Origin of the sequence: Schinkia azotoformans (assembly GCF_035811335.1) — a bacterium.
Lineage (GTDB): Bacteria > Bacillota > Bacilli > Bacillales > Bacillaceae_J > Schinkia > Schinkia azotoformans.
On the sequence record NZ_JARSMD010000026.1, the window covers coordinates 13,667 to 36,962 of the forward strand.

At 38.2% G+C, this 23,296-nt stretch carries 25 protein-coding genes; 24 read left to right on the forward strand and 1 reads right to left on the reverse strand.

Features of this window, described 5'->3' with window-relative positions:
- Position 1: 1 nt before the first annotated feature.
- The 5 genes from P9E47_RS15980 to spoVM all read left to right on the forward strand — a co-directional run bounded on the left by P9E47_RS15980 (position 2) and on the right by spoVM (position 4,547).
- Positions 2-760 (forward strand): Stp1/IreP family PP2C-type Ser/Thr phosphatase, encoded by a 759-nt coding sequence (locus P9E47_RS15980; protein WP_326164012.1) that lies wholly within the window; start codon positions 2-4, stop codon positions 758-760.
- A 9-nt stretch (positions 761-769) separates the two neighbouring features.
- Entirely contained in the window at positions 770-2,701 is a 1,932-nt protein-coding gene (gene pknB / locus P9E47_RS15985; RefSeq protein WP_003332621.1) for a Stk1 family PASTA domain-containing Ser/Thr kinase, read from the forward strand.
- A gap of 34 nt (positions 2,702-2,735) precedes the next feature.
- The gene (rsgA, locus tag P9E47_RS15990; RefSeq protein WP_003332622.1) at positions 2,736-3,617 is read left to right on the forward strand and encodes a ribosome small subunit-dependent GTPase A; all 882 of its coding nucleotides are present in this window, start codon (positions 2,736-2,738) and stop codon (positions 3,615-3,617) included.
- A gap of 2 nt (positions 3,618-3,619) precedes the next feature.
- Positions 3,620-4,264 carry a ribulose-phosphate 3-epimerase gene (rpe, locus tag P9E47_RS15995; protein WP_003332623.1) on the forward strand — a complete coding sequence of 215 codons (645 nt, stop codon included), beginning with the start codon at positions 3,620-3,622 and terminating at the stop codon, positions 4,262-4,264.
- 202 nt (positions 4,265-4,466) lie between these two features.
- Positions 4,467-4,547: a stage V sporulation protein SpoVM gene (gene spoVM, locus P9E47_RS16000; RefSeq protein ID WP_003332624.1), complete on the forward strand. Its 81-nt coding sequence runs from the start codon at positions 4,467-4,469 to the stop codon at positions 4,545-4,547.
- Positions 4,548-4,617: 70 nt separating this feature from the next.
- On the opposite strand, the gene rpmB is transcribed toward spoVM, so the two are convergent.
- Positions 4,618-4,803, reverse strand: coding sequence for a 50S ribosomal protein L28 (gene rpmB / locus P9E47_RS16005; RefSeq protein WP_003332625.1), 186 nt, complete (start codon positions 4,801-4,803; stop codon positions 4,618-4,620).
- A gap of 310 nt (positions 4,804-5,113) precedes the next feature.
- On the opposite strand from rpmB, the gene P9E47_RS16010 reads away from it, so the two are divergent.
- The 19 genes from P9E47_RS16010 (at position 5,114) to rplS (ending at position 23,281) form a co-directional block, all read left to right on the forward strand.
- Positions 5,114-5,476 carry an Asp23/Gls24 family envelope stress response protein gene (locus P9E47_RS16010; RefSeq protein ID WP_003332626.1) on the forward strand — a complete coding sequence of 121 codons (363 nt, stop codon included), beginning with the start codon at positions 5,114-5,116 and terminating at the stop codon, positions 5,474-5,476.
- Between the two features lie 28 nt (positions 5,477-5,504).
- A complete protein-coding gene (locus tag P9E47_RS16015; RefSeq protein ID WP_326164013.1) occupies positions 5,505-7,184 on the forward strand; it encodes a DAK2 domain-containing protein in 1,680 nt (559 codons plus the stop codon).
- Positions 7,185-7,263: 79 nt separating this feature from the next.
- Positions 7,264-9,309, forward strand: a complete 2,046-nt coding sequence (gene recG / locus P9E47_RS16020; protein ID WP_326164014.1) for an ATP-dependent DNA helicase RecG — start codon at positions 7,264-7,266, stop codon at positions 9,307-9,309.
- 82 nt (positions 9,310-9,391) lie between these two features.
- Positions 9,392-9,979, forward strand: coding sequence for a transcription factor FapR (gene fapR, locus P9E47_RS16025; RefSeq protein WP_003332629.1), 588 nt, complete (start codon positions 9,392-9,394; stop codon positions 9,977-9,979).
- Positions 9,976-10,959: a phosphate acyltransferase PlsX gene (gene plsX, locus P9E47_RS16030; RefSeq protein ID WP_003332630.1), complete on the forward strand. Its 984-nt coding sequence runs from the start codon at positions 9,976-9,978 to the stop codon at positions 10,957-10,959. The genes fapR and plsX overlap by 4 nt, the downstream gene beginning before the upstream one ends.
- A gap of 13 nt (positions 10,960-10,972) precedes the next feature.
- Positions 10,973-11,917 (forward strand): ACP S-malonyltransferase, encoded by a 945-nt coding sequence (gene fabD, locus P9E47_RS16035; protein ID WP_326164015.1) that lies wholly within the window; start codon positions 10,973-10,975, stop codon positions 11,915-11,917.
- Positions 11,917-12,657, forward strand: coding sequence for a 3-oxoacyl-[acyl-carrier-protein] reductase (gene fabG / locus P9E47_RS16040; protein ID WP_326164017.1), 741 nt, complete (start codon positions 11,917-11,919; stop codon positions 12,655-12,657). Before fabD ends, fabG begins: the two co-directional genes overlap by 1 nt.
- Positions 12,658-12,794: 137 nt before the next feature.
- Positions 12,795-13,031 (forward strand): acyl carrier protein, encoded by a 237-nt coding sequence (gene acpP, locus P9E47_RS16045; protein ID WP_003332633.1) that lies wholly within the window; start codon positions 12,795-12,797, stop codon positions 13,029-13,031.
- Between the two features lie 189 nt (positions 13,032-13,220).
- Positions 13,221-13,964 carry a ribonuclease III gene (rnc, locus tag P9E47_RS16050; protein ID WP_003332499.1) on the forward strand — a complete coding sequence of 248 codons (744 nt, stop codon included), beginning with the start codon at positions 13,221-13,223 and terminating at the stop codon, positions 13,962-13,964.
- A gap of 166 nt (positions 13,965-14,130) precedes the next feature.
- Positions 14,131-17,688, forward strand: coding sequence for a chromosome segregation protein SMC (gene smc, locus P9E47_RS16055; protein WP_326164018.1), 3,558 nt, complete (start codon positions 14,131-14,133; stop codon positions 17,686-17,688).
- An 18-nt stretch (positions 17,689-17,706) separates the two neighbouring features.
- Positions 17,707-18,714: a signal recognition particle-docking protein FtsY gene (gene ftsY, locus P9E47_RS16060; protein WP_326164020.1), complete on the forward strand. Its 1,008-nt coding sequence runs from the start codon at positions 17,707-17,709 to the stop codon at positions 18,712-18,714.
- Between the two features lie 83 nt (positions 18,715-18,797).
- On the forward strand, positions 18,798-19,130 hold the full coding sequence (locus tag P9E47_RS16065) for a putative DNA-binding protein (protein WP_326164021.1): 333 nt from the start codon (positions 18,798-18,800) through the stop codon (positions 19,128-19,130).
- A gap of 12 nt (positions 19,131-19,142) precedes the next feature.
- Positions 19,143-20,486: a signal recognition particle protein gene (gene ffh, locus P9E47_RS16070; protein ID WP_326164023.1), complete on the forward strand. Its 1,344-nt coding sequence runs from the start codon at positions 19,143-19,145 to the stop codon at positions 20,484-20,486.
- A gap of 94 nt (positions 20,487-20,580) precedes the next feature.
- Entirely contained in the window at positions 20,581-20,853 is a 273-nt protein-coding gene (gene rpsP / locus P9E47_RS16075; protein ID WP_003332508.1) for a 30S ribosomal protein S16, read from the forward strand.
- Between the two features lie 14 nt (positions 20,854-20,867).
- Positions 20,868-21,095: a KH domain-containing protein gene (locus P9E47_RS16080; RefSeq protein ID WP_003332510.1), complete on the forward strand. Its 228-nt coding sequence runs from the start codon at positions 20,868-20,870 to the stop codon at positions 21,093-21,095.
- Positions 21,096-21,151: 56 nt separating this feature from the next.
- On the forward strand, positions 21,152-21,541 hold the full coding sequence (locus tag P9E47_RS16085) for a YlqD family protein (RefSeq protein ID WP_003332512.1): 390 nt from the start codon (positions 21,152-21,154) through the stop codon (positions 21,539-21,541).
- Between the two features lie 15 nt (positions 21,542-21,556).
- Positions 21,557-22,069 carry a ribosome maturation factor RimM gene (gene rimM / locus P9E47_RS16090; RefSeq protein ID WP_326164024.1) on the forward strand — a complete coding sequence of 171 codons (513 nt, stop codon included), beginning with the start codon at positions 21,557-21,559 and terminating at the stop codon, positions 22,067-22,069.
- Complete coding sequence (trmD, locus tag P9E47_RS16095) at positions 22,070-22,798, forward strand: tRNA (guanosine(37)-N1)-methyltransferase TrmD (RefSeq protein ID WP_035193584.1); 729 nt, start codon at positions 22,070-22,072, stop codon at positions 22,796-22,798. It begins immediately after the preceding gene.
- Positions 22,799-22,936: 138 nt separating this feature from the next.
- The gene (gene rplS / locus P9E47_RS16100) at positions 22,937-23,281 is read left to right on the forward strand and encodes a 50S ribosomal protein L19 (RefSeq protein ID WP_003332515.1); all 345 of its coding nucleotides are present in this window, start codon (positions 22,937-22,939) and stop codon (positions 23,279-23,281) included.
- Positions 23,282-23,296: the final 15 nt, after the last annotated feature.

Consider the following 23,296-nt stretch of genomic DNA (forward strand, 5'->3'; position numbering starts at 1 on the left):
TATGAAGTCAGTTTTTTTAACTGATAGGGGAAAGGTTCGGCAACACAATGAAGATAGCGGTGGTATATTCTTTCATGAAAACGGACTGGCTTTAGTTGTTGTTGCTGATGGTATGGGTGGACATCAAGCCGGAGATGTAGCAAGTCAGATGGCCATAACAGAGATTGAAAAACAATGGTTATTGCAACAGCCAGAGCAATTAACAACACCTGAAAAAGCTGAAGGTTGGTTAAAAGAAGCGGTAAGAAACGTAAATACATCAATCTATCAATATGCCAAGGAGAATGAAGATTGCCAAGGGATGGGGACGACAATCGTAGTTGTTGTCCTAAACCAGGAATTTATTACGGTTGGCAATATTGGCGATAGCCGTTGCTATATTTTAAACAATAATGGTTTCGCACAAATAACCGACGATCATTCATTAGTCTATGAATTGGTTCGAAGCGGTCAAATTTCCCCTGAGGACGCTGAACATCATCCGCGAAAAAACGTATTAATGCGGGCATTGGGAACAGAAGCTGCAGTCACGATGGATATTAAGTCATTGGAGTGGGAAGAAAATGATATCCTACTCCTTTGTTCAGATGGACTTACAAATAAAGTTTCTACCCACGATATTCATAATATTTTGGACGATGAAAGTGAATTAGAGGTCAAGGCTAGGCAGCTTATAAAAAAAGCAAATGAAGCAGGTGGAGATGATAATATTTCAGTTGCCATTGTTAAGCATGACTGGACGGAAAGTGGAAGTGAGTGATGAAATTTGATGATTGGTAGACGGTTAAGTGGTCGATACAAAATTTTGGAAATGATCGGCGGCGGAGGAATGGCTAACGTTTACCTTGCACATGATATTATATTGGACCGTCATGTTGCCGTTAAGGTTTTAAGACCGGAATTTTCAAATGATGATGAATTTATTAAACGTTTTCGTCGTGAAGCTCACTCCACAACGAGTCTAAATCACCCTAATATCGTGAGTATTTATGATGTCGGGGAAGAAAACGATATTTATTTTATTGTTATGGAGTATGTTGAAGGGAAAACATTAAAGCAATATATCCAACAAAATAAAGTGATTTTGATTGAAGAAGTAATTGATATTATGAAGCAACTTACATCTGCTATTGAGCATGCCCATCAAAATCAGATCGTTCATCGTGACATAAAGCCGCATAATATTTTAATTGACAACCTTGGACATGTAAAAGTCACTGATTTTGGGATTGCCATGGCATTAACTGCCACTTCAATTACACAAACAAATTCAGTCCTTGGTTCTGTACATTATCTGTCCCCGGAGCAGGCACGTGGTGGAATGGCAAATAAAAAGTCGGATATTTATTCGCTAGGTGTCGTCATGTTCGAACTTCTGACAGGGCGTCTTCCGTTTTCAGGAGAATCTGCAATTTCCATTGCTTTAAAGCATTTGCAAAGTGAAACACCTTCACCCAAAAGGTGGAACCCGGATATACCACAAAGTGTAGAAAATATTGTTTTAAAAGCAACCGTAAAAGACCCTTTTAGAAGATATGATAGTGTTTCAGAAATGAGAATGGATTTAGAAACGGCCTTAGACCCTAGTCGTATAAATGAGCCAAAGTTTATCATCCCAGAGGATGATGAGGCAACAAAGGCAATTCCGATTATAACAACAGAACATCAATTAAAGCCAACTCATGATACGATTGTGCACCCTATTAAAAAGGAAAATAAAAAACAATCAAAAAAGAGAATTAAAGCACTAATAATTGGTTTTTCATTACTGGCTATACTAGCGGTTGTGGCATTATTTATTATTCCGCCGTTACTTGAGCCAAAAGATGTTATTATTCCGGATGTTACCAATCACGCAATAGCGGAGGCTATCGATGAATTGCAGTCGGTAGGTTTAAAGGTTAAACCGGAGAAAATTGTTGATGATCAAGTTCCTGAAGGATTAGTTATAAAGACAAATCCACCGGTTAATTCTACTGTAAAGGAAGGTTTCGAGGTCACTGTTTATGAGAGTCTTGGTAAAGAAAAGATTAAATTTGAAAACTTTATCGGCTATCAGCTTGAAGATGCAAAACGTGAACTTGAGATTCATGGGATTGGTTCGGACCATATCCTGCCCAATTATGTAGATAGTGAAGAACCGGAGAATGAAATAGTAGGGCAGCTTCAGCCTAAACCTGATGAACCCATAAACCCTGATGAAATGAAAGGGATGTGGGTAATTTTTCAAGTAAGTAAGGGGCCGCAATTGAAAATGCCGAATATGCTGGGGTGGAGCGAAGAGAAAGTAAGTAAATTTGTACAAGAAAATTATTTATCGTTGGATACGAGTGAACAAAAGTATTCCAATGAGGTTGATAGTGGCCTTGTAATTTCTCAGGAACCAAAAAAAGGGACAACGATTAGAAAAGGGACTATGGTTAAAGTAGTATTGTCAAAGGGTCCAGAGCCCAAAGTCTATGAGTTTACAAAGATAATTCCATTTTATAGCGACGATGAATTAATAGAGGAAATCGTAGAAGTCTACATAGACGATATGGAACACGAAATGATGGGAAAACCTGATGTGATTAAAATCAAAGAGACAACGGAAATTCCGATAAAATTGGTCATTCCTTATAACGGGAAAGCGTCATATAAAATATTGGTTAATGGAAATTTACTAGACAGTGGTGAAATTAGTTATGATTCTGTTCCTTAATCGTAAGAAATAAATTTTAATTTTGGAGGTACACATGGCAGAGGGAAAAATAATTAAAGCACTAAGTGGATTCTATTATGTCATCCATGATGAAGGTATTACTCAATGTCGCGGAAGGGGCGTCTTTAGAAAGAATGGAATTACGCCGCTTGTTGGTGATTACGTTGTGTTTGAAGCTGAAAATGAAAATGAAGGCTATATCATGGACATTAAGGAAAGAAAAAACGAACTTGTTCGGCCGCCTATTTCAAACGTCGACCAAGCTATTCTTGTGTTTTCGGCTGTTGAACCGAATTTTAGCCCAGTTCTTCTTGATCGTTTTTTAGTGCTAATAGAATCAAATCATATTACCCCTGTTATTTGTATTACTAAGATGGATTTATTAGATAATGAAAGCTTGGAAAAGATCAATCAGTATGTAAGTGACTATAAACAAATTGGGTATGATGTTATCTTCACCTCATCAAAGACAATGGATGGGATCGAGAAATTGCGCCCTTATTTAAGGGATCGAATATCTGTATTTGCCGGGCAATCCGGTGTTGGTAAATCTTCATTATTAAATGCATTATTACCTGAATTGTCATTAAAGACAAATGAAATATCCAACCATTTGGGACGTGGAAAACATACAACAAGACATGTTGAATTAATCCAATTTGAAGGTGGGCTGGTGGCTGATACCCCTGGGTTTAGTTCGTTGGATTTTATTGACATAGAAGCCGATGAACTAGCTCATTGTTTCCCGGAAATGAGAGAAAGATCCCATGATTGTAAGTTTAGAGGGTGCTTACATTTATCAGAGCCAAAATGTGCTATTAAAGCAGGAGTCGAGCAGAATGAAATTCCACCCTACCGCTATCAGCATTATGTAGAGTTTATAGATGAAATTAAAGAAAGAAAGCCGAGGTATTAAAAATGATAAAAATCGCACCATCAATTTTATCAGCAGACTTTGCTAAGTTGGGAGAGGAAATTAAAGATGTTGAGAATGGGGGAGCAGACTATATCCATGTCGATGTAATGGATGGGCATTTTGTTCCAAACATAACAATAGGGCCACTCATTGTCAATGCGATAAGACCAACAACGAAACTGCCTCTTGATGTTCATTTAATGATCGAAAACCCGGATTTATATATTCCGGAGTTTGCGAAAGCCGGGGCAGATATAATAACTGTTCATGTCGAAGCGTGCAAACATTTGCATAGAACACTACATTTAATTAAGGATAATGGTGTAAAAGCGGGGGTTGTCCTTAATCCGGCCACACCCGTTAATATGATTGAACATATCCTTGATGACATTGATATGGTCTTGTTTATGACGGTCAACCCGGGGTTTGGCGGTCAAAAATTTATTCATTCAGTTTTACCAAAAATAAAAACTGTAGCGGACATGATTCATGAACGTGGGTTGGACATTGAGATCGAAGTTGATGGCGGTGTTAATTCTGAAACTGCGAAACTTTGTATAGAAGCAGGTGCAAATGTTCTTGTTGCAGGTTCAGCTGTATTCAATAAGGAAGATCGCAAAAAAGCAATCGAAGCCATTCGTGGCTAGGAAGCAGGAGGACATCTCTCTCGCTTCCTTTTTTAATTTCCTTAGTTCTCAAGCCAACTGCTTAAGCATATGATAAGGAATAAGTAAGTGGCTATTATATATAAATCTTTAGGTACATTTTTACTTCCTATGAATATATTGAAAACGAGATTGAAGTGGCAATGAAATATGGAAAAGGTAAATCGCTTTGAGGAGGGAAATTATGAAATTCTATACGATTAAATTACCTAGATTTTTGGGTGGATTCGTAAGAGCGATAATTGGGGCATTTAAAAAAGATTAAAAAAGCACCTCATACAAGGTGCTTTTTCTTTTTGACCTCAAGTTCCAGCACTTGATCAAGGTGTTGGAGCTTAAACACGTTCTACTTTGCCTGATTTAAGAGCACGAGCAGACACCCATACACGTTGTGGTTTGCCATCAACTAAAATGCGTACTTTTTGTAAGTTCGCACCAAATGTACGTTTATTAGCGTTCATCGCATGTGAACGGTGGTTACCTGAACGAGTTTTTCTTCCAGTAATTGCACATTGTTTCATTTAAATTCCCTCCTCTAGCTACAAAAAAAATACATTTTCAGTTAGAAACACTTAATTACTTTATCACAAACAAATGGATAAAGCAATAATGGATTGAAATAAGGTTCAAGAAAATTTACTTGACAGTCTTCGTAATGATTTGGTGACACTTTTAATATAAGTTAAATTATAGTAAAATGGCGTTAAAGCCTCCGGCGAGTCTTGCGATTTTCAGAGGTAGTTTTTCGAGCATGCCAGCTCGAAAATATCCGCTGGGCGCAAATACGCCAAGGCGCATTTGATTAGGTTGATTAAAAGGGGGATTATTATTATGTCCATTGAAATGAAAACTGATTATGGTCAAATTGAAATATCCAATGAGGTTATCGCAACAATTGCTGGAGGCGCAGCAGTAGATTGCTATGGAATTGTAGGAATGGCTTCTAAAAACCAATTAAAAGATGGAATTTCCGAAATTCTACGGAAAGAAAATTTTAAAAAGGGAATCCAGGTTCGCCATGAAAATGATGAAATTCATATAGATATGTTCATTATTGTCAGCTATGGAACAAAAATCTCAGAGGTAGCGCACAATGTGCAAACAAAAGTAAGATACACGCTTAACCAGACATTAGGCCTAGCTGTGGATTCAATCAATATATTTGTTCAAGGTGTAAGGGTAACGAATCCATAGCAGATAGGATGGTAAGGGAGGAAATTTAGTGACGATGCAACAATTAGACGGAATAAAGTTTGCCGGGATGGTGCTTGCAGGTGCCAATAATTTATCAAAAAATGCGAAAATGGTTGATGCATTAAACGTGTTCCCTGTACCGGATGGTGACACAGGTACAAATATGAATTTATCAATCACCTCCGGAGCAAATGAAGTAAAACAGCAAACGATGAACCATGTTGGAAGAGTAGCATCAGCTTTTTCAAAGGGCTTATTAATGGGTGCACGCGGAAATTCAGGTGTTATTTTATCACAATTATTCCGTGGATTTGCGAAGTCTATTGAAACGAAGGAAACGATAAATAGCTTTGAATTTGCTGCTGCATTTGAGGCAGGAGTACTGACAGCCTATAAGGCAGTTATGAAGCCTGTTGAAGGTACGATCTTGACAGTGGCAAAGGATGCAAGTAAAAAGGCAATACAAGTTGCAAAAAAGAATAATGATATCGTTCAAGTAATGGAAGAGGTATTAAAGGAAGCAAAGGCCTCTTTAGATCGCACCCCTGACTTGCTCCCTGTATTAAAGGAAGTGGGGGTAGTTGATAGTGGTGGTCAAGGTCTTGTTACCATTTATGAAGGCTTTTTAGCGGTGTTAAAGGGGGAGGAACTACCTGAGGTTTCGGAAGCGCAGCCTTCAATGACAGAGCTTGTAAATGCCGAGCATCATAAATCTGTACAAAGTCATCTGCTTACAGAGGATATTGAATTTGGTTATTGTACCGAGTTTATGGTCAAGTTTGAAGAAGATAAATTAAAGAATAATCCATTTTCAGAGGATGATTTTCGTCAAACCTTGAGCCATTATGGTGACTCATTACTTGTTGTATCCGATGAAGAAATAGTAAAAGTACATATTCATGCTGAGCATCCCGGAAACGTATTGAATTACGCCCAAAACTTTGGGGGTCTGATTAAAATTAAGATTGAAAATATGAGGGAACAGCATTCATCAATCTTGGAGGCTGATCAACATGTGACAACCTCTGAAAATAAAGCCCCACAGAAAAAGAGCGAATATGGGATTGTTGCCGTTGCAATGGGGCGCGGTATTGCTGAATTATTAAAAAGCTTAGGGGCCCAAGCCGTCATTGAAGGCGGACAAACGATGAACCCAAGTACAGAGGATATTGTCCAAGCCATTAATAATGTTCATGCTGAAAAGGTTATTGTTTTGCCAAATAATAAGAATATTATTATGGCCGCCACACAAGCTGCAACTGTCGTCAACCAAGAGGTTATTGTTATTCCTTCTAAAACAGTACCTCAGGGTATGACTTCACTTCTTGCATTTAATCCAGCAGTTACGGCTTCTGAAAATGAAAAAGCAATGACAAATGCCCTTGATAAAGTAAAAACCGGGCAAATAACCTATGCTGTCAGAGATACGGTCATCGATGGTTTAGAAATCAAAAAAGATCATTTCATGGGAATTTTGGATGGGAAGATTGTAGTAACTGATCAAGATAAAAATAAGGCTGCCATCGCTTTACTGGAAAACATGATCTCAGAAGACGATGAAATTATTACGATTCTTCAAGGTGAAGATGCTAATGACAGCGATCTTTCAGAGCTTGATCAATTTCTTGAAGAAAACTTTCCTGATATAGAAGTTGAAACGCATAATGGGGAACAGCCTTTATACCCATTCATCTTTGCTGTTGAATAATTTTAATTAATATAACAAGGCTCGTTCGATCCGTAAAAGAATGAGCCTTTTTACTGTAAAATAAAGGGAGCAGTAGCAAGTGAATATTTTAAGTAAGGGAATCATTGAGATCAAGGGAATCGGCGAGGAAACAGCTCTTTCATTAAATGAGTTGGGGATCTACACTATTGTTCAGCTTTTGGAATACTTTCCTTATAGATATGAAGATTACCGAATTCGCAATTTAGGTGATATCAAACATGATGAGAGAATAACAGTAGAAGGGAAGGTTCATAGCGAGCCTTCTTTGACGTTTTATGGACGAAAAAAATCCCGTCTCTTAATTAGAGTTTTTGTTAATCAATTATTAATTTCAGTCGTCTTTTTTAATCAGCCCTATCTGAAAAAACAAATTACAATTGGCGATACAGTAACAATAACGGGAAAATGGGACCAACATCGACAAACGATTACGGGCAATGTTTTGAAAAAAGGCTCAGTTATAAGAAAACAACAATTTGAACCAGTGTACTCTGTTAGAGGCAAAATCACCGTAAAAGGGATGCAGCGTCTACTATCACTTGGTTTACATCAATATGGAGAATATATTGATGATCCGCTGCCTTCATCCATTTTAAAAAGATATAAACTACTTTCTAAAAAAGAAGCAATCTTTCAAATCCACTGTCCTACCAGCCCCGAGCATTTAAAACAAGCAAGAAGAAGGCTAGTGTATGAAGAGTTTTTGCTTTTTCAATTAAAAATGCAGGCATTACGAAAATTTGAAAGAGAACAAAGTGGTGGTGTTGCACATGAATTTTCAATAGGAACAGTGAACCAATTTATAAACTCTTTGCCGTTTCCATTAACCAATGCCCAAAAAAGAGTAGTTGATGAGATTCTTAATGATCTGTCCTCCCCATATCGGATGAATCGGTTATTGCAGGGGGATGTCGGTTCTGGAAAAACAGTAGTTGCTGCCATTGCTTTATATGCGTCAAAATGTGCAGGATTCCAAGGGGCCTTAATGGTACCAACAGAAATACTGGCCGAGCAGCATGCTGCCTCACTTTCTTCGATTTTAGAGCCGCAGAAAATAAAAACTGCTCTTTTAACAAGTTCTGTAAAAGGAAAAAAGAGACAGGGAATTTTGGAACAATTAAAGAACGGTCAAATTGATATCTTGATTGGTACACATGCCTTAATTCAAGATGAAGTTAATTTTAATAAATTAGGACTAGTCATTACTGATGAACAGCATCGCTTCGGTGTTGAGCAAAGGCGTATTTTACGAGAAAAAGGCGAAAGCCCTGATGTCTTATTTATGACGGCAACTCCCATTCCACGGACGTTGGCCATTACTGTTTTTGGGGATATGGATGTTTCGGTTATTGATGAAATGCCTGCAGGACGTAAACAAATAGAAACCTATTGGGTCAAGGATAAAATGCTTGACCGCGTTTTAAAATTTGTATCTAAAGAAATCGCAAAAGGTCGACAGGCTTATGTGATTTGTCCCTTAATTGAAGAATCAGAAAAACTGGACGTCCAGAATGCGATAGATGTCCATAGTATGCTTAATCAATATTTTCCGAAGGAGATTAAGGTTGGTCTAATGCATGGTAGACTTCATGCTACAGAAAAAGAGGATGTTATGAAGAAATTTAGCAATAATGAATATCAAATACTCGTCTCAACGACCGTAGTAGAAGTTGGTGTAAATGTTCCAAACGCAACGGTTATGGTCATTTACGATGCAGAAAGATTTGGATTATCACAGCTTCATCAATTACGCGGGCGTGTAGGACGGGGCAGCGACCAATCGTATTGTATATTAATTGCTGATCCGAAATCGGATGTCGGTAAAGAGCGCATGACGATCATGACGGAAACAAATGATGGGTTCAAGCTCTCGCAAAAAGACTTGGAACTCCGGGGACCAGGAGACTTCTTCGGAAAAAAACAAAGTGGTTTGCCACAATTCAAGGTTGCGGATATGGTCCATGATTTTAAAGTATTAGAAGTTGCGAGAAATGATGCAGCTAAACTTATTTCATCAACTGCCTTTTGGAAAAGTGATGATTTTCGTATGTTGCTCTCTTTTTTAGAAGGAACTGGTATTCTTAATGGCGAAAAACTAGATTAGAAGGAAATTAAAACTTGCAAGCGTGGCTGGAAATCCCTATACTACTATTAGTACCTAGTCTTAGTATCGGAAGGTGAAATCAGTGCGACTATCTAAAAAAGAGCGGCAGCAATTATTAAAATCCACAATAGATCAAACGCCATTTATCACTGATGATGAGCTTTCAAAAAAATTCAATGTCAGCATTCAGACGATTCGCTTAGATCGGCTTGAATTATCGATTCCAGAACTTCGCGAAAGAATTAAAGATGTAGCAAAGAGTAAGCTGGATGAGGAAGTAAAGTCGTTGCAAATTGAAGAAATTATCGGTGAAATTGTTGATTTAGAGATGGATAACAGTGCAATTTCCATTTTCGATGTAAAAAGTGAACACGTTTTTACAAAGAAGCGAATTGCGCGAGGACACCATCTTTTTGCGCAAGCTAACTCATTAGCAGTTGCATTAATCGACGATGAATTGGCATTAACGGCTAAAGCAAATGTGAAATTTACCCGTCAAGTTAAGGAGAATGAACGGGTAATTGCCAAGGCTAAAGTTATTTCCAATGATGAAGAAAGACATAGAACGATAGTTTTAGTACAATGCTACGTTGGACAAGAGCTTGCTTTCATAGGTGAATTTGAAATGTATCGTACGAATAAAATTAATAAAGGCAGGTCCAATGAATGAGAATAGCCATTGATGCGATGGGCGGGGATCACGCCCCAGAACAAATCATTAAAGGTGTAAATGAAGCAGTAACAGCATTTCCTTTTCTTGAGTTTACTTTAGTCGGAAATGAAGAGAAAATTAAAAAGTATTTAGTAAGTTCTGAGAAAGTATCGATTATACATACTGATGAAGTAATTGAAGCAACAGATGAACCTGTGCGTGCCGTTCGTCGAAAAAAAACAGCTTCAATGGTTTTAATGGCAAATGAAGTCAAAGAGGGGCGTGCTGATGCCTGTATATCGGCAGGGAATACAGGTGCGTTAATGGCCGCAGGCTTATTCGTTGTCGGCAGGATTGAAGGAATTGACCGTCCGGCGCTATCCCCGACCTTACCAACGATTGATGGTCAAGGTTTTGTATTTTTGGATGTTGGCGCGAATGCTGATGCCAGACCGGAACATTTGCTTCAGTTTGCTATTATGGGTTCTGTCTATGCTGAAAAGGTTCGGAAAATCAATAATCCAAGAGTGGGACTTCTCAATGTAGGGACAGAGGAGAAAAAAGGGAATGACTTAACCAAACATGCCTTTCCTCTATTACAGGATGCTCCAATCAATTTTGTAGGTAATGTTGAAGCCAGAGATTTACTCGAAGGCGTTGCCGATGTTGTTGTGACTGACGGCTTTTCCGGTAACATTGCTTTAAAATCAATTGAAGGGACCGCCCTGGCGATATTTTCGATGCTAAAAACAGAACTAACAAGCAGTTTAAAAACAAAGCTTGCCACGGGCGTCATTAAGCCTCAGCTCCGTAATTTAAAAAATAAACTGGACTACTCGGAGTACGGTGGAGCAGGTTTGTTCGGCTTAAAGGCACCAGTTATTAAAGCACATGGATCGTCTGATCAAACAGCGATTTTAAATGCGATTAGACAAGCAAAAGATATGGTGGAAAAACAAGTCATCCAAACGATTGAAACAACAATACAGTCAAAATAAAGGAGGAGAAAAAGTGGGTAAAATCGCTTTTATTTTTCCAGGTCAAGGTTCACAAACAGTAGGAATGGGGCAATCATTAGCTAATGAATCAGAAAAATCAGCTAAAGTGTTTCAAAAAGCCGATGAAAGACTTGGATTTTCATTATCTGATATTATTTTTAATGGTCCGAGCGAGACGCTGACCTTAACTGAAAATGCACAACCAGCTTTACTAACGACGAGCATCGCTGTTTTAGAATTATTGAAAGAGCATGGCATTAAAGCGGATTTTACGGCAGGACACAGTTTAGGTGAATATACCGCCTTAGTTGCTGCTGGAGCGATTAGCTTTGAAGATGCAGTATATGCTGTAAGAAAACGCGGTGAATATATGGAAGAGGCTGTTCCGGCAGGTGTAGGAACAATGGCTGCTATTTTAGGCATGGATGAAGGTGAGCTGCAGGCTGTTACAGAGGAAGTAACAGCGGGAGGCGACACCGTCCAATTAGCTAATCTAAATTGCCCAGGCCAAATTGTTATATCAGGTACCAAAAAAGGTGTCGAGGACGCGTCACAGTTAGCAAAAGAGCGTGGAGCCAAAAAAGTCATTCCATTAGTTGTAAGTGGTCCTTTTCATTCTATCTTAATGAAGCCTGCTGCCGAGAAGTTTGGAGCTGTTCTAAATGAAATTGAAATTCGTAATGCAGAAATTCCGGTGATTGCGAATGTAACAGCTCAAGCTATGACGGAAAGTGAAGATATTAAGGAGAAATTGATCCAACAGCTATATTCACCAGTTCGTTGGGAAAAGTCAGTAGAAACGATGCTTGATTTAGGTGTGGATACATTTATTGAAATTGGACCAGGTAAAGTATTGTCAGGATTGGTTAAAAAAGTAAACCGCAGAGTAAATGCATATGCGATTTCAGACCAAGAAACATTACTTGATGTGGTAAATAAACTTAAGGGGGACGCATAATGTTAACGGGAAAGGTTGCACTTGTTACAGGCGCTTCACGAGGAATTGGAAGAGAAATTGCAATTGAATTGGCAGAAGCTGGAGCAAAGGTTGCGGTTAACTATTCAGGCAGTGAAGCTAAAGCGAATGAAGTTGTAGATCAAATAAAAGCTGCTGGTGGAGAAGCTTTTGCCATTCAAGCTAATGTATCAAATACTGAATCTGTTGAGGCAATGGTTAAAGAAGTAATATCACAATTTGGTGCATTAGACATCCTTGTCAACAATGCAGGAATTACAAGAGATAATTTATTAATGAGAATGAAGGAAGAAGAATGGGATGCTGTCATTAATACAAATCTAAAAGGTGTATTTATTTGTACTAAGGCTGTAACACGCCAAATGATGAAGCAAAGAAAAGGACGTATTATTAATATTGCTTCCATCGTCGGTGTTTGTGGTAACCCAGGGCAGGCGAACTATGTTGCTGCTAAGGCCGGTGTCATCGGTTTAACGAAGACAACAGCGAAGGAGCTGGCAAGCCGCCACATTACAGTTAATGCGATTGCACCTGGCTTCATTACGACGGATATGACAGATGAACTTCCTGAAGATATTAAAAATGAAATGTTAAAGCAAATCCCGCTAGCCAAGTTTGGTAGCCCATCTGATATTGCCAATGTAGTACGTTTCTTAGCAGCTGATGAGAGCAGCTACATTACAGGGCAAACAATCCACGTTGATGGTGGCATGGTGATGTAAATACAAAAGCGGAAGTCCATTAGTCGCTGGGCGCTGTAGCTGGACGGATATTCTCATGAAATTTTAAATAAGTGTTCAGAGCTCTAGTTTTTTTGGTCATAATTTAATATAATACCTTGAGGGGAGGTGAACGAACAATGGCAGATGTTTTAGAGCGTGTAACAAAAATTATCGTAGATCGTTTAGGTGTTGAGGAAGCAGATGTTAAATTAGAAGCTTCTTTTAAAGAAGATCTAGGAGCAGATTCCCTTGATGTAGTTGAATTAGTTATGGAATTAGAAGATGAATTCGATATGGAAATCTCTGATGAGGATGCAGAGAAAATTTCTACTGTTGGAGATGCTGTTAACTACATAAACGCATTAGCAAAATAATAAGAGTCCCGTGGATATCACGGGGCTTTCTCCAACTTTTTAACTTTATTCTGCAGAATAAAGTTAAAGCCTCCGGCGGATGCCTCAGATTTTCAGAGGTAGTTTTTCGAGCAAGCTCGAAAAAATCTGGGCGCAAATACGCCAAGGCGCATTTGATATATATATTGCAGTTTGTTTCTGGAGGTTTTTATGACAAAGCCAATAAAAAAAAGAGAGAAGAAAATAGGGATTAAGCAAAAACTAAAGTTTCAAGAGCTGCAGGATTTGCTCAACATCCAATTTGAGAATGAGCATCTATTAGTTCAAGCTTTTACACATTCCTCTTATGTTAATGAACACCGTATTAAATCATCAGAAGATAATGAAAGATTGGAGTTTCTTGGAGATGCCGTTTTGGAACTAACAGTGTCCCATTATTTATTTAATAACTATCCCTCAATGAGTGAAGGGGATTTAACTAAACTGAGAGCCGCAATCGTTTGTGAACCATCTTTAGTGAATTTTGCTCATCAACTTTCCTTCGGAGAGTATGTGTTATTAGGAAAAGGGGAAGAACTGACAGGCGGAAGGGCAAGACCAGCGTTACTCGCTGATGTGTTTGAATCATTTATCGGAGCGCTGTATCTTGACCAAGGGTTAGATAAAGTGATTGAGTTCCTTCAAAAAGTCATTTATCCGAAAATTTCGGAAGGTGTTTTTTCCCACGTGATGGATTATAAAAGCCAACTTCAAGAAATCGTTCAAAGAAACGGACAAGGTTCCCTTGAATATTTAATCATCCAAGAAAAAGGTCCTGCACACAATCGTGAGTTTGTTTCGCGTGTAGCCTTAAATGGTGAAATTCTTGGTACTGGAGTAGGTAAATCGAAAAAAGAAGCAGAGCAAAAAGCTGCAAAAGAAGCGCTTGATGAATTAAAAAAAGAAAGAAACTAAAATAAACTCAAACGTACTGTTACTTAGTTTTTTATCCGTTTGGTGAAAGACTTGGAACCAGTATGCTTGAGTTTAACTTTGTTCAGTAGAGGTCACCCACTTCCATAAGTGGTGGATTAATTGATCTTTACTAGTGCGCCTTTTCTTTTATAGGGAGGAACAATACATGCATTTAAAGCGTTTAGAAATAGTTGGTTTCAAAGCATTTGCTGATCGAACTTCAGTTGATTTTGTTCCAGGTGTAACAGCTGTCGTAGGACCGAATGGCAGTGGAAAAAGCAACATAACTGATGCTATCCGTTGGGTTTTAGGGGAACAATCTGTTAAGTCATTAAGAGGTTCAAAAATGGAGGATATCATTTTTGCGGGCAGTGATACAAGAAAGCCTCTTAATGTTGCCGAGGTGACCTTAACCCTTGAAAATGATGATCAATTTTTACCAATTGATTACCATGAAGTGAGTGTAACAAGACGGGTATACCGCTCCGGTGAGAGTGAATTTTATATAAATAAACAATCATGCCGCCTAAAGGATATTGTTGATTTATTTATGGATTCTGGGTTAGGCCGTGAAGCTTTTTCAATCATCAGCCAAGGAAAGGTTGAGGAAATCCTCAGCAGCAAATCAGAAGATAGGCGTACCATTTTTGAGGAGGCTGCTGGGGTCTTAAAATACAAAACGAGAAAGAAAAAAGCCGAGATTAAATTATTTGAAACACAGGATAATTTAAACAGGGTTGACGATATTCTCCATGAAATAGAGGGCCAGGTAGAACCGTTAAAGGTACAATCCTCGATTGCCAAGGATTACTTGGATAAGAAAGAGGAGCTTGAAAAAACGGAAGTCGCATTGACCGTTTATGAAATAGAAGAATTACACGGAAAATGGGAGTTTCTATCAAAGCAATTTGAGGAGCATAAGGATGTTGAAATCGAGCTTTTAGCGAAGGTGCAAAAACAAGAGGCCGACATGGAAGCCCTTCGTGAAAACATTCTAGTGCTCGATGATTCGATCACCGAGCTTCAAGAAGTATTGCTTTTATCCAGTAATGAATTAGAAAAACTGGAGGGGCAAAGGGAGGTTCTAAAAGAGCGGAAAAAAAATGCCACTCAAAATCGTTCCCAACTTGAACAATCAATCGAAGATTTAAAGATGAAAACAGCAGACTATGAATCACAAATATCTATTCAAACGATAGTCTTAGCTCAATATCAATCTGAACTTCAAATTCTAAAAAAAGACTTAGAGAGCTGTGAGGAACAGCTTTTGGCAGTAAGCCATGATATTGAAGGCGAGCTTGAAAATTTAAAAAGCGATTACATCGATTTATTAAACAACCAAGCTTCCTTAAAAAATGAAAAAAGTCACTTGGATGACCAGCTAAAGCAATTGGATGGCAAGAAAGGGAGACTCGACCAGGATAACGAGAAATACTTGCTACTAAGAAAAAAATTAGAAGATAAAAAATCGGATTTACGTGCCAATGCTAAGCGAAAACAAGAGGAACTTCAAGCTCAAGTTTTAAAATATAAACAGTTGGAGCTTCAATTAGAAAAACAGCGGGATGAATACCACAAAAAAGAAACGCAGCTTTACCAAGCCTATCAATATTTACAAAAATTTAGATCAAGAAAAGAAATGCTTGAGGAGATGCAGGAAGACTATTCAGGTTTTTTTCAAGGTGTTAAAGAAGTGTTAAAAGCCAAACTGCCTGGTATCCTCGGGGCTGTTGCTGAATTAATTCATGTTGAAAAGCAATATGAAACAGCAATCGAAATAGCACTTGGCAGCGCCATGCAGCATGTGGTTGTTGATCATGAAAATCATGCCCGGGAAGCAATAGCTTTTCTAAAGAAACATCATCATGGCCGGGCTACATTTTTACCATTAAGTGTTATAAAGGGGAAAACTCTGCCCTTTACTCAAACATCGATGCTTGAACAACATCCGGCATTTATTGGTATAGCCTCTTCTTTGGTTACCTATGATAGCAAATATAATAATGTTATTGAGAACTTATTAGGAACCGTTATGATTACTGTTGACTTAAAAGGTGCCAATGATCTGGCGCGATTAATAAATCATCGCTATCGCATTGTAACTCTTGAGGGTGATGTAGTAAATCCCGGTGGCTCAATGACAGGTGGGTCGATTAAACAAAAAACAACTTCATTATTTACCCGTCAAAGAGAGTTGGAAGATTTAGTTAGCAAATTACCTGATATGGAACGGAAAACAGAAATCCTAGAACAACAGGTAAAAGTATTAAAAGAAGAAATTCATGAAAATGAAAATCAGCTGGCACACTTAAAAGAAATTGGTGAAACTTTTCGTATTGAAGAACATCAAATTAAGGGCGATATAAGAGAGTTAGAAATAGAAGAGAAAAATATCAATGAACGCCTCAAGCTTTATGACCTTGAAATAGAAGGATTTAATAAAGAAAAGGAAAGTGCCAATAAAAAACTGGATGAAGTAATCGAAAACCTTGCTAGATTAGAGGATAAAATTACATCCATTGATGAACAAATGACGATCCTTGCCAGTCAAAAGAAAAATCAACAAACATCTAAAGAAGCATTACAGCAAAAAGTAACGGAATTAAAAGTGTTAGCCGCTGAAAAAGGACAATTAGTTAAAAACCAGCAAGAGCAAGTAAATCGACTTCATGACGAAAAAACAATAACGATGAATCAATTAAAACTCGTGACATCGGACTTGGAGTTTTTAAATGATAAAATGAGTACCAATGTTTCAGGCGAAGGAAAGCTTGATGAACTAATTATTCAAAAAGCAAAGGAAAAAGACAGAACACTTACACTTATTACGAGCCGTAGGGAAGAAAGACTTGAGCAGCAATTGAAACTGGAGGATTTATCCCGGGAAAATAAAGAATTAAGACGGCAACATAGGCAAATGGTTGATGCGACAAAGGAAGAAGAAGTCAAAATAAATAGGCTTGACGTGGAGTTAGAAAATCGTTTAACTCATTTGCGTGAGGAGTATATGCTTTCCTTTGATGCTGCCAAGGAAAAGTATCCACTAACATTGGATATTGACGAGGCTAAACGAAAAGTAAAATTAATTAAAATGGAAATAGAAGAATTAGGGACCGTTAATCTTGGTGCAATCGAAGAATATGAACGAGTATCAGAACGTTATCAATTCTTAACTGAGCAGAAAAATGATTTAATGGAAGCGAAAAATACGCTGCATCAAATCATCGATGAAATGGATGAGGAAATGAGGAAACGTTTTGAACACTCCTTCTTTAGTATAAAAGCAGAATTTGAGCAAGTGTTTAAAGAGCTTTTTGGTGGTGGGCGAGCTGATCTCGTGCTTACTGCTCCGGAAGACTTACTTAACACAGGCGTCGATATCGTTGCCCAGCCACCTGGTAAAAAGCTTCAAAATTTGGGACTATTATCTGGTGGGGAACGTGCGTTAACAGCGATCGCCCTATTATTTGCCATCCTAAGGGTACGGCCGGTTCCGTTTTGTGTTTTGGATGAGGTTGAAGCAGCCCTTGATGATGCCAACGTTTCCCGTTTTGCTGCTTATTTAAAGCAGTTCAGCAAGGAAACTCAATTTATCGTCATTACCCATAGAAAAGGTACAATGGAGGAAGCAGATGTGCTTTACGGAGTTACCATGCAGGAATCCGGCATATCCAAGCTCGTATCCGTACGTCTTGAAGAATCAAAGCAGTTAATAGAAGGTTAACAAAAAGGAGGCTACATTTTGAGCTTTTTTAAAAAATTAAAAGAAAAGATTTCTCAAAAAACAGATGTAGTAACAGAAAAATTTAGGGATGGTTTGTCAAAAACAAGAAATTCTTTTTCCGAAAAAGTGAATGACCTCGTTTCACGCTATCGCAAAGTAGATGAGGAGTTCTTCGAGGAACTAGAAGAAATTTTAATCAGCGCTGATGTCGGCGTTACAACAGTAATGGATTTAATAGACGTTCTCAAAACCGAAGTTAAAAAACGAAATATCCAAGATCCGAAGGACGTTCAGGCTGTCATTTCCGAAAAACTGGTTGAATTATTCACTGATGATAATGATGAAAAGGTGGAAGGTTTAAATATCCAGCCAGATGGGTTAACAGTGATCCTATTTGTTGGAGTAAACGGTGTCGGTAAAACAACGACGATTGGAAAATTAGCTCATAAACTTAAAAACGAAGGCAAATCTGTACTACTAGCAGCAGGTGATACATTCCGTGCCGGAGCTATAGAACAATTAGAGGTATGGGGAGAGCGTGTCGGTGTTGAGATCATTAAACAATCGGAAGGCTCTGATCCAGCCGCTGTTATGTTTGATGCGTTGCAGGCTGCGAAATCAAGGAAAGTTGATATCTTAATTTGTGATACAGCAGGACGCTTACAAAATAAAGTGAATTTGATGAAGGAGCTAGAAAAAGTTAAACGTGTGATTGAACGTGAGGTTCCTGGTGCTCCTCACGAAGTTTTACTTGTTCTAGATGCAACAACGGGACAAAATGCAATGAGTCAGGCAAAGCAATTTAGCGAAGCAACGAATGTAACCGGAATTGTACTGACAAAACTCGATGGAACCGCAAAAGGTGGTATTGTTCTTGCGATTCGTCACGAATTGAAAACTCCTGTTAAATTTGTGGGACTTGGCGAAAAAATGGAAGACCTGCAAGAATTCGATCCAGAGCAGTTTGTATACGGGTTGTTTGCTGAAATGGTGGAAGGCTCTGAAACTGAAGATAAAGAAGTATAAAGTGTTTTTACTTGACATTACAGGTGGGGCAGTGTATATTTAAACCCGTAAAGGGAATTCACTTAACAAGGAGGGCACGGAGCATGCTCGAAAAGACAACGAGGGTAAATTATCTTTTTGACTTTTATCAATCCTTGTTAACAAAGAAGCAACGGAATTATATGTCATTGTATTACCTTGATGATTTTTCCCTTGGAGAAATCGCTGAGGAATATGATGTCTCAAGACAAGCTGTTTATGACAATATTAAGCGTACAGAGACGATGCTTGAAGATTATGAAAGTAAGCTACATCTTTTTGAGAAGTTTCAAGAAAGGCAAGAAATCATCCAAAAGCTAAAGCTTTGTTACAATGATCAACAATTAGATAGGGAAGCTATTAATGAATTGATGGATGCCCTTGAGAAATTAGATTAGGAGGCGGCCGCTATGGCGTTTGAAGGATTAGCCGACCGACTGCAAAATACGATCCAGCGAATTCGTGGCAAAGGGAAAGTAACTGAAGACGATGTTAATGAAATGATGCGCGAAGTGCGTTTAGCACTGTTAGAAGCAGACGTTAATTTCAAAGTCGTCAAAGACTTTGTCAAGCGAGTGAAAGAACGGGCTGTAGGTCAGGAAGTAATGAAAAGCTTAACACCTGGCCAGCAAGTCATCAAAGTTGTTCAAGAAGAACTAACCGAACTTATGGGAGGTTCCCAAAGTAAAATCGCGGTCAGCAACCGTCCGCCAACCGTCGTCATGATGGTAGGTTTACAGGGTGCTGGTAAAACAACGACGACTGGAAAACTTTCAAATCTTTTAAGAAAAAAATATAATCGAAAACCTTTACTTGTAGCTGCTGATATTTACCGGCCTGCTGCTATTAAACAGCTTGAAACACTTGGAAAGCAGTTAAACATTCCTGTTTTCTCGTTAGGGGATCAGGTTAGCCCGGTTGAAATTGCAAAGCAGGCAATCGAAAAAGCAAAAGAAGATCATCACGACTATGTATTAATTGATACAGCTGGTCGTCTTCATATCGATGAAACCTTAATGGATGAGTTAAAGCAAATTAAGGAACTTGCGAAGCCAGACGAAATCTTTCTTGTAGTTGATGCAATGACAGGACAGGATGCTGTTAATGTAGCTGAAAGTTTTAATGAACAGCTTGGTTTAACGGGCACGATCTTGACAAAACTAGATGGTGATACTCGCGGTGGTGCTGCCTTATCCATTAAAGCAGTAACCAATATTCCAATTAAGTTTGTTGGTATGGGTGAAAAGCTAGACCAATTGGAGGATTTTCATCCAGAACGGATGGCTTCGAGAATACTTGGCATGGGTGATGTGCTCACCTTAATAGAAAAAGCACAAGCTAATGTTGACCAAGAAAAAGCAAAAGAATTAGAAGAAAAAATGAGAACAATGAGCTTTACGTTTGATGACTTCTTAGAACAGTTGGCTCAAGTTCGCAAAATGGGTCCTTTAGATGATTTGATCGGCATGTTGCCGGGTGCTAATAAAATCAAAGGCTTAAAAGATTTGAAGGTAGACGAAAAGCAAATTAAGCATGTTGAAGCGATCATTCAATCGATGACAAAGAAAGAAAAAGTAAATCCAGAGATCATTAATGCCAGCCGGAAGAAACGAATTGCCAAAGGCTCCGGCAGAACCGTTCAAGAAGTCAATCGCTTGCTTAAGCAATTTGAAGATATGAAAAAAATGTTTAAGCAAATGAGCAACATGAACGTTAAAGGCAAGAAAAAAGGATTTAAATTTCCGTTTATGTAATTTCTAATAGGTGTCAATAAATTTTACTTTACAAATGAATCAAAACTTGATAGTATTTAAAAATGTGTAAAACATAATGGAGGTAGATTTAATTATGGCAGTAAAAATTCGTTTAAAACGTATGGGTCAAAAAAAGGCTCCTTTTTATCGTGTAGTAGTAGCTGATTCTCGTTCACCACGTGATGGACGTTTCATTGAAGAAATTGGAGTATACAATCCGGTTGCTAACCCAGCTGAAGTAAAAATCAATGAAGAAGCAGCACTAAAATGGTTACAAAATGGTGCAAAACCATCTGATACAGTACGTAACCTATTCTCTACTCAAGGCATCATGGAAAAATTCCACAACTTAAAGCAATCTAAGTAAGTTGTGTGATAACTATGATCGATTTAATTGAAACGATAGTTAAGTCACTTGTCGATTACCCTGATGATGTTGTTGTAAAAGAACAGGCAGACGAGCGAAAAGTCACATACAGCTTAACAGTTCATAAAGACGACGTAGGAAAAGTAATTGGTAAACATGGGCGTATAGCCAAAGCGATTCGGACAGTAGTTTATGCTGCTGCAACGAATGAAAGTAAAAGAATACACCTAGAAATTATGTAAGGGCGAGGATCAACCTCTCCCTTTTTTCATACCTTAAATCGTCTAGGAGAAAAGATATGAAAATTATTAGAAATATTGTTGTAAAGCAAATTTTGACTGAGAAAAGCAAACAAGAATTATTCATTCGATTTGAACAGCAAATTGAACAACTGAATAAGGAAATTGGGCAGCTTCGGTTTGAAAAGAAAAAGTATGAGAAAACTAAAAAAGCGCAGGCATCCCCGCTGGATGCGTCCCGATTTGATAAAGAAATCTCCAGTAGAATCGAAAAGTGCAAGTTATTACAATTTCAACTGGAACAATTAGAAATTCTGCCCGTTGGCACAGAGCTAAAAGAATCAGAAGTTCAAGGAATAGTGGAAATTAATGAAGGGGACAATTGGGGAGAACTTACAAAGGAACGAACGATTGTAATAAAGGATGGAATAATAGAAGAGATTAGATAGACGGGAGGTCTTTCGGTGGCAAAATATTTTAATGTCGGCAAAATTGTAAATACTCAAGGGATTAAAGGAGAAATTCGAGTAATTTCTTCAACTGATTTTCCTGAAGAACGCTTTCGAAAAGGGAACATTCTATATATAGAAGTTGCGCCGAATGATTTGATCGAAGTAAAAGTATCCTCACATCGGCTGCATAAAAATTTTCATCTGCTGACATTTGCAGGGTTCAATAACATCAATGACGTTGAAAAGTATAAAGGGAAAATGCTAAAAATCAGCGAAGATCAGCTTAATGATTTAGATGAAGGTGAATTTTATTACCATGAAATCATCGACTGTGAAGTATTTACAGTCGATGGTGAAAAGCTTGGAACAATTAAAGAAATACTTTCACCAGGTGCGAACGATGTCTGGGTTGTAAAAAGGCCTGGGGACAAGGATTTGCTTTTACCATATATTGAAGATGTCGTTAAGGAAGTTGACGTGGAAAATAAAAAAGTAATAGTTCATTTAATGGAAGGATTACTGTAAATGAAAATCGATGTTTTAACTTTGTTTCCGGAAATGTTTCATGGTGTATTTGGTCATTCGATTTTGAAAAAAGCTGAAGAGCGTAATTTTGCAACATACCATGTACATAATTTTCGTGAGTTTTCTAAGAATAAGCATCAAAAGGTAGATGATTATCCATATGGTGGCGGAGCAGGGATGGTTTTGACACCGCAACCTATCTTTGATGCCGTTCATCACTTAACAAAAGATATGGAAAAACGTCCTAGAATTATTCTCATGTGTCCACAAGGAGAAAAGTATACTCAAAAGAAAGCGGAAGAATTAGCCGGGGAGGAGCATCTTATCTTTATTTGCGGGCATTATGAAGGCTATGATGAGCGGATTCGTGAATTTCTAGTGACGGATGAGCTATCCATTGGTGATTATGTATTAACAGGTGGCGAATTAGCCAGTATGGTCATTATCGACAGTGTTGTTCGCCTTCTTCCTGGGGTTTTAGGGAATGAAGAATCAGCTCCATGTGATTCTTATAGCAGCGGGCTATTAGAACATCCCCATTACACGAGACCGGCCGACTTTAACGGTATGAAGGTTCCTGATACATTATTATCTGGGGATCATAAAAAGATCGAAGAGTGGAGACGTAAGGAATCAGTTAGAAGAACATTTCTAAGAAGACCGGATTTGTTAGAAAATCGAGAGTTAACGGAAGAAGAAAAAAAGTGGTTGAAAGAGTTTAAGAATTGATAATAGCTATTGAAACAAGCGGTTGTTTATGATATATTAATCCTTGTGCTTGAACTTGTGTTCAAGTTTTGAAAACGATGTTCCGCTGTAATATCAGATATTTTTTACATGAGCATCTGTGTGGAAGGAGTGAAAACGATGCAACAATTAATTCATGACATCACTAAAGAACAATTAAGAGCAGACATTCCTGCGTTCCGTCCTGGAGATACATTACGTGTACACGTAAGTATTGTCGAGGGTACTCGCGAACGTATCCAGGTGTTTGAAGGTGTTGTTATTAAGCGTCGTGGTGGTGGAATCAGCGAAACATTTACAGTACGTAAGATCTCTTACGGTGTAGGTGTTGAACGTACATTCCCATTGCATACACCGAAAATTGCGAAGATCGAAGTTATGCGTCGCGGTAAAGTACGCCGTGCTAAACTTTATTACTTACGTAGTCTTCGTGGTAAAGCAGCTCGTATTAAAGAAATTCGATAATTTGATGAAGAAGGA

Excerpts from the sequence above, each read along its gene's own strand:
- P9E47_RS15980 (WP_326164012.1), top strand. The coding sequence starts at position 2 with ATGAAGTCAGTTTTTTTAACTGATAGGGGAAAGGTTCGGCAACACAAT.
- pknB (WP_003332621.1), top strand. The coding sequence starts at position 770 with ATGATTGGTAGACGGTTAAGTGGTCGATACAAAATTTTGGAAATGATC.
- rsgA (WP_003332622.1), top strand. The coding sequence starts at position 2,736 with ATGGCAGAGGGAAAAATAATTAAAGCACTAAGTGGATTCTATTATGTC.
- rpe (WP_003332623.1), top strand. The coding sequence starts at position 3,620 with ATGATAAAAATCGCACCATCAATTTTATCAGCAGACTTTGCTAAGTTG.
- spoVM (WP_003332624.1), top strand. The coding sequence starts at position 4,467 with ATGAAATTCTATACGATTAAATTACCTAGATTTTTGGGTGGATTCGTA.
- rpmB (WP_003332625.1), bottom strand. The coding sequence starts at position 4,803 with ATGAAACAATGTGCAATTACTGGAAGAAAAACTCGTTCAGGTAACCAC.
- P9E47_RS16010 (WP_003332626.1), top strand. The coding sequence starts at position 5,114 with ATGTCCATTGAAATGAAAACTGATTATGGTCAAATTGAAATATCCAAT.
- plsX (WP_003332630.1), top strand. The coding sequence starts at position 9,976 with ATGAGAATAGCCATTGATGCGATGGGCGGGGATCACGCCCCAGAACAA.
- fabG (WP_326164017.1), top strand. The coding sequence starts at position 11,917 with ATGTTAACGGGAAAGGTTGCACTTGTTACAGGCGCTTCACGAGGAATT.
- acpP (WP_003332633.1), top strand. The coding sequence starts at position 12,795 with ATGGCAGATGTTTTAGAGCGTGTAACAAAAATTATCGTAGATCGTTTA.
- rnc (WP_003332499.1), top strand. The coding sequence starts at position 13,221 with ATGACAAAGCCAATAAAAAAAAGAGAGAAGAAAATAGGGATTAAGCAA.
- smc (WP_326164018.1), top strand. The coding sequence starts at position 14,131 with ATGCATTTAAAGCGTTTAGAAATAGTTGGTTTCAAAGCATTTGCTGAT.
- P9E47_RS16065 (WP_326164021.1), top strand. The coding sequence starts at position 18,798 with ATGCTCGAAAAGACAACGAGGGTAAATTATCTTTTTGACTTTTATCAA.
- ffh (WP_326164023.1), top strand. The coding sequence starts at position 19,143 with ATGGCGTTTGAAGGATTAGCCGACCGACTGCAAAATACGATCCAGCGA.
- rpsP (WP_003332508.1), top strand. The coding sequence starts at position 20,581 with ATGGCAGTAAAAATTCGTTTAAAACGTATGGGTCAAAAAAAGGCTCCT.
- P9E47_RS16080 (WP_003332510.1), top strand. The coding sequence starts at position 20,868 with ATGATCGATTTAATTGAAACGATAGTTAAGTCACTTGTCGATTACCCT.
- P9E47_RS16085 (WP_003332512.1), top strand. The coding sequence starts at position 21,152 with ATGAAAATTATTAGAAATATTGTTGTAAAGCAAATTTTGACTGAGAAA.
- trmD (WP_035193584.1), top strand. The coding sequence starts at position 22,070 with ATGAAAATCGATGTTTTAACTTTGTTTCCGGAAATGTTTCATGGTGTA.
- rplS (WP_003332515.1), top strand. The coding sequence starts at position 22,937 with ATGCAACAATTAATTCATGACATCACTAAAGAACAATTAAGAGCAGAC.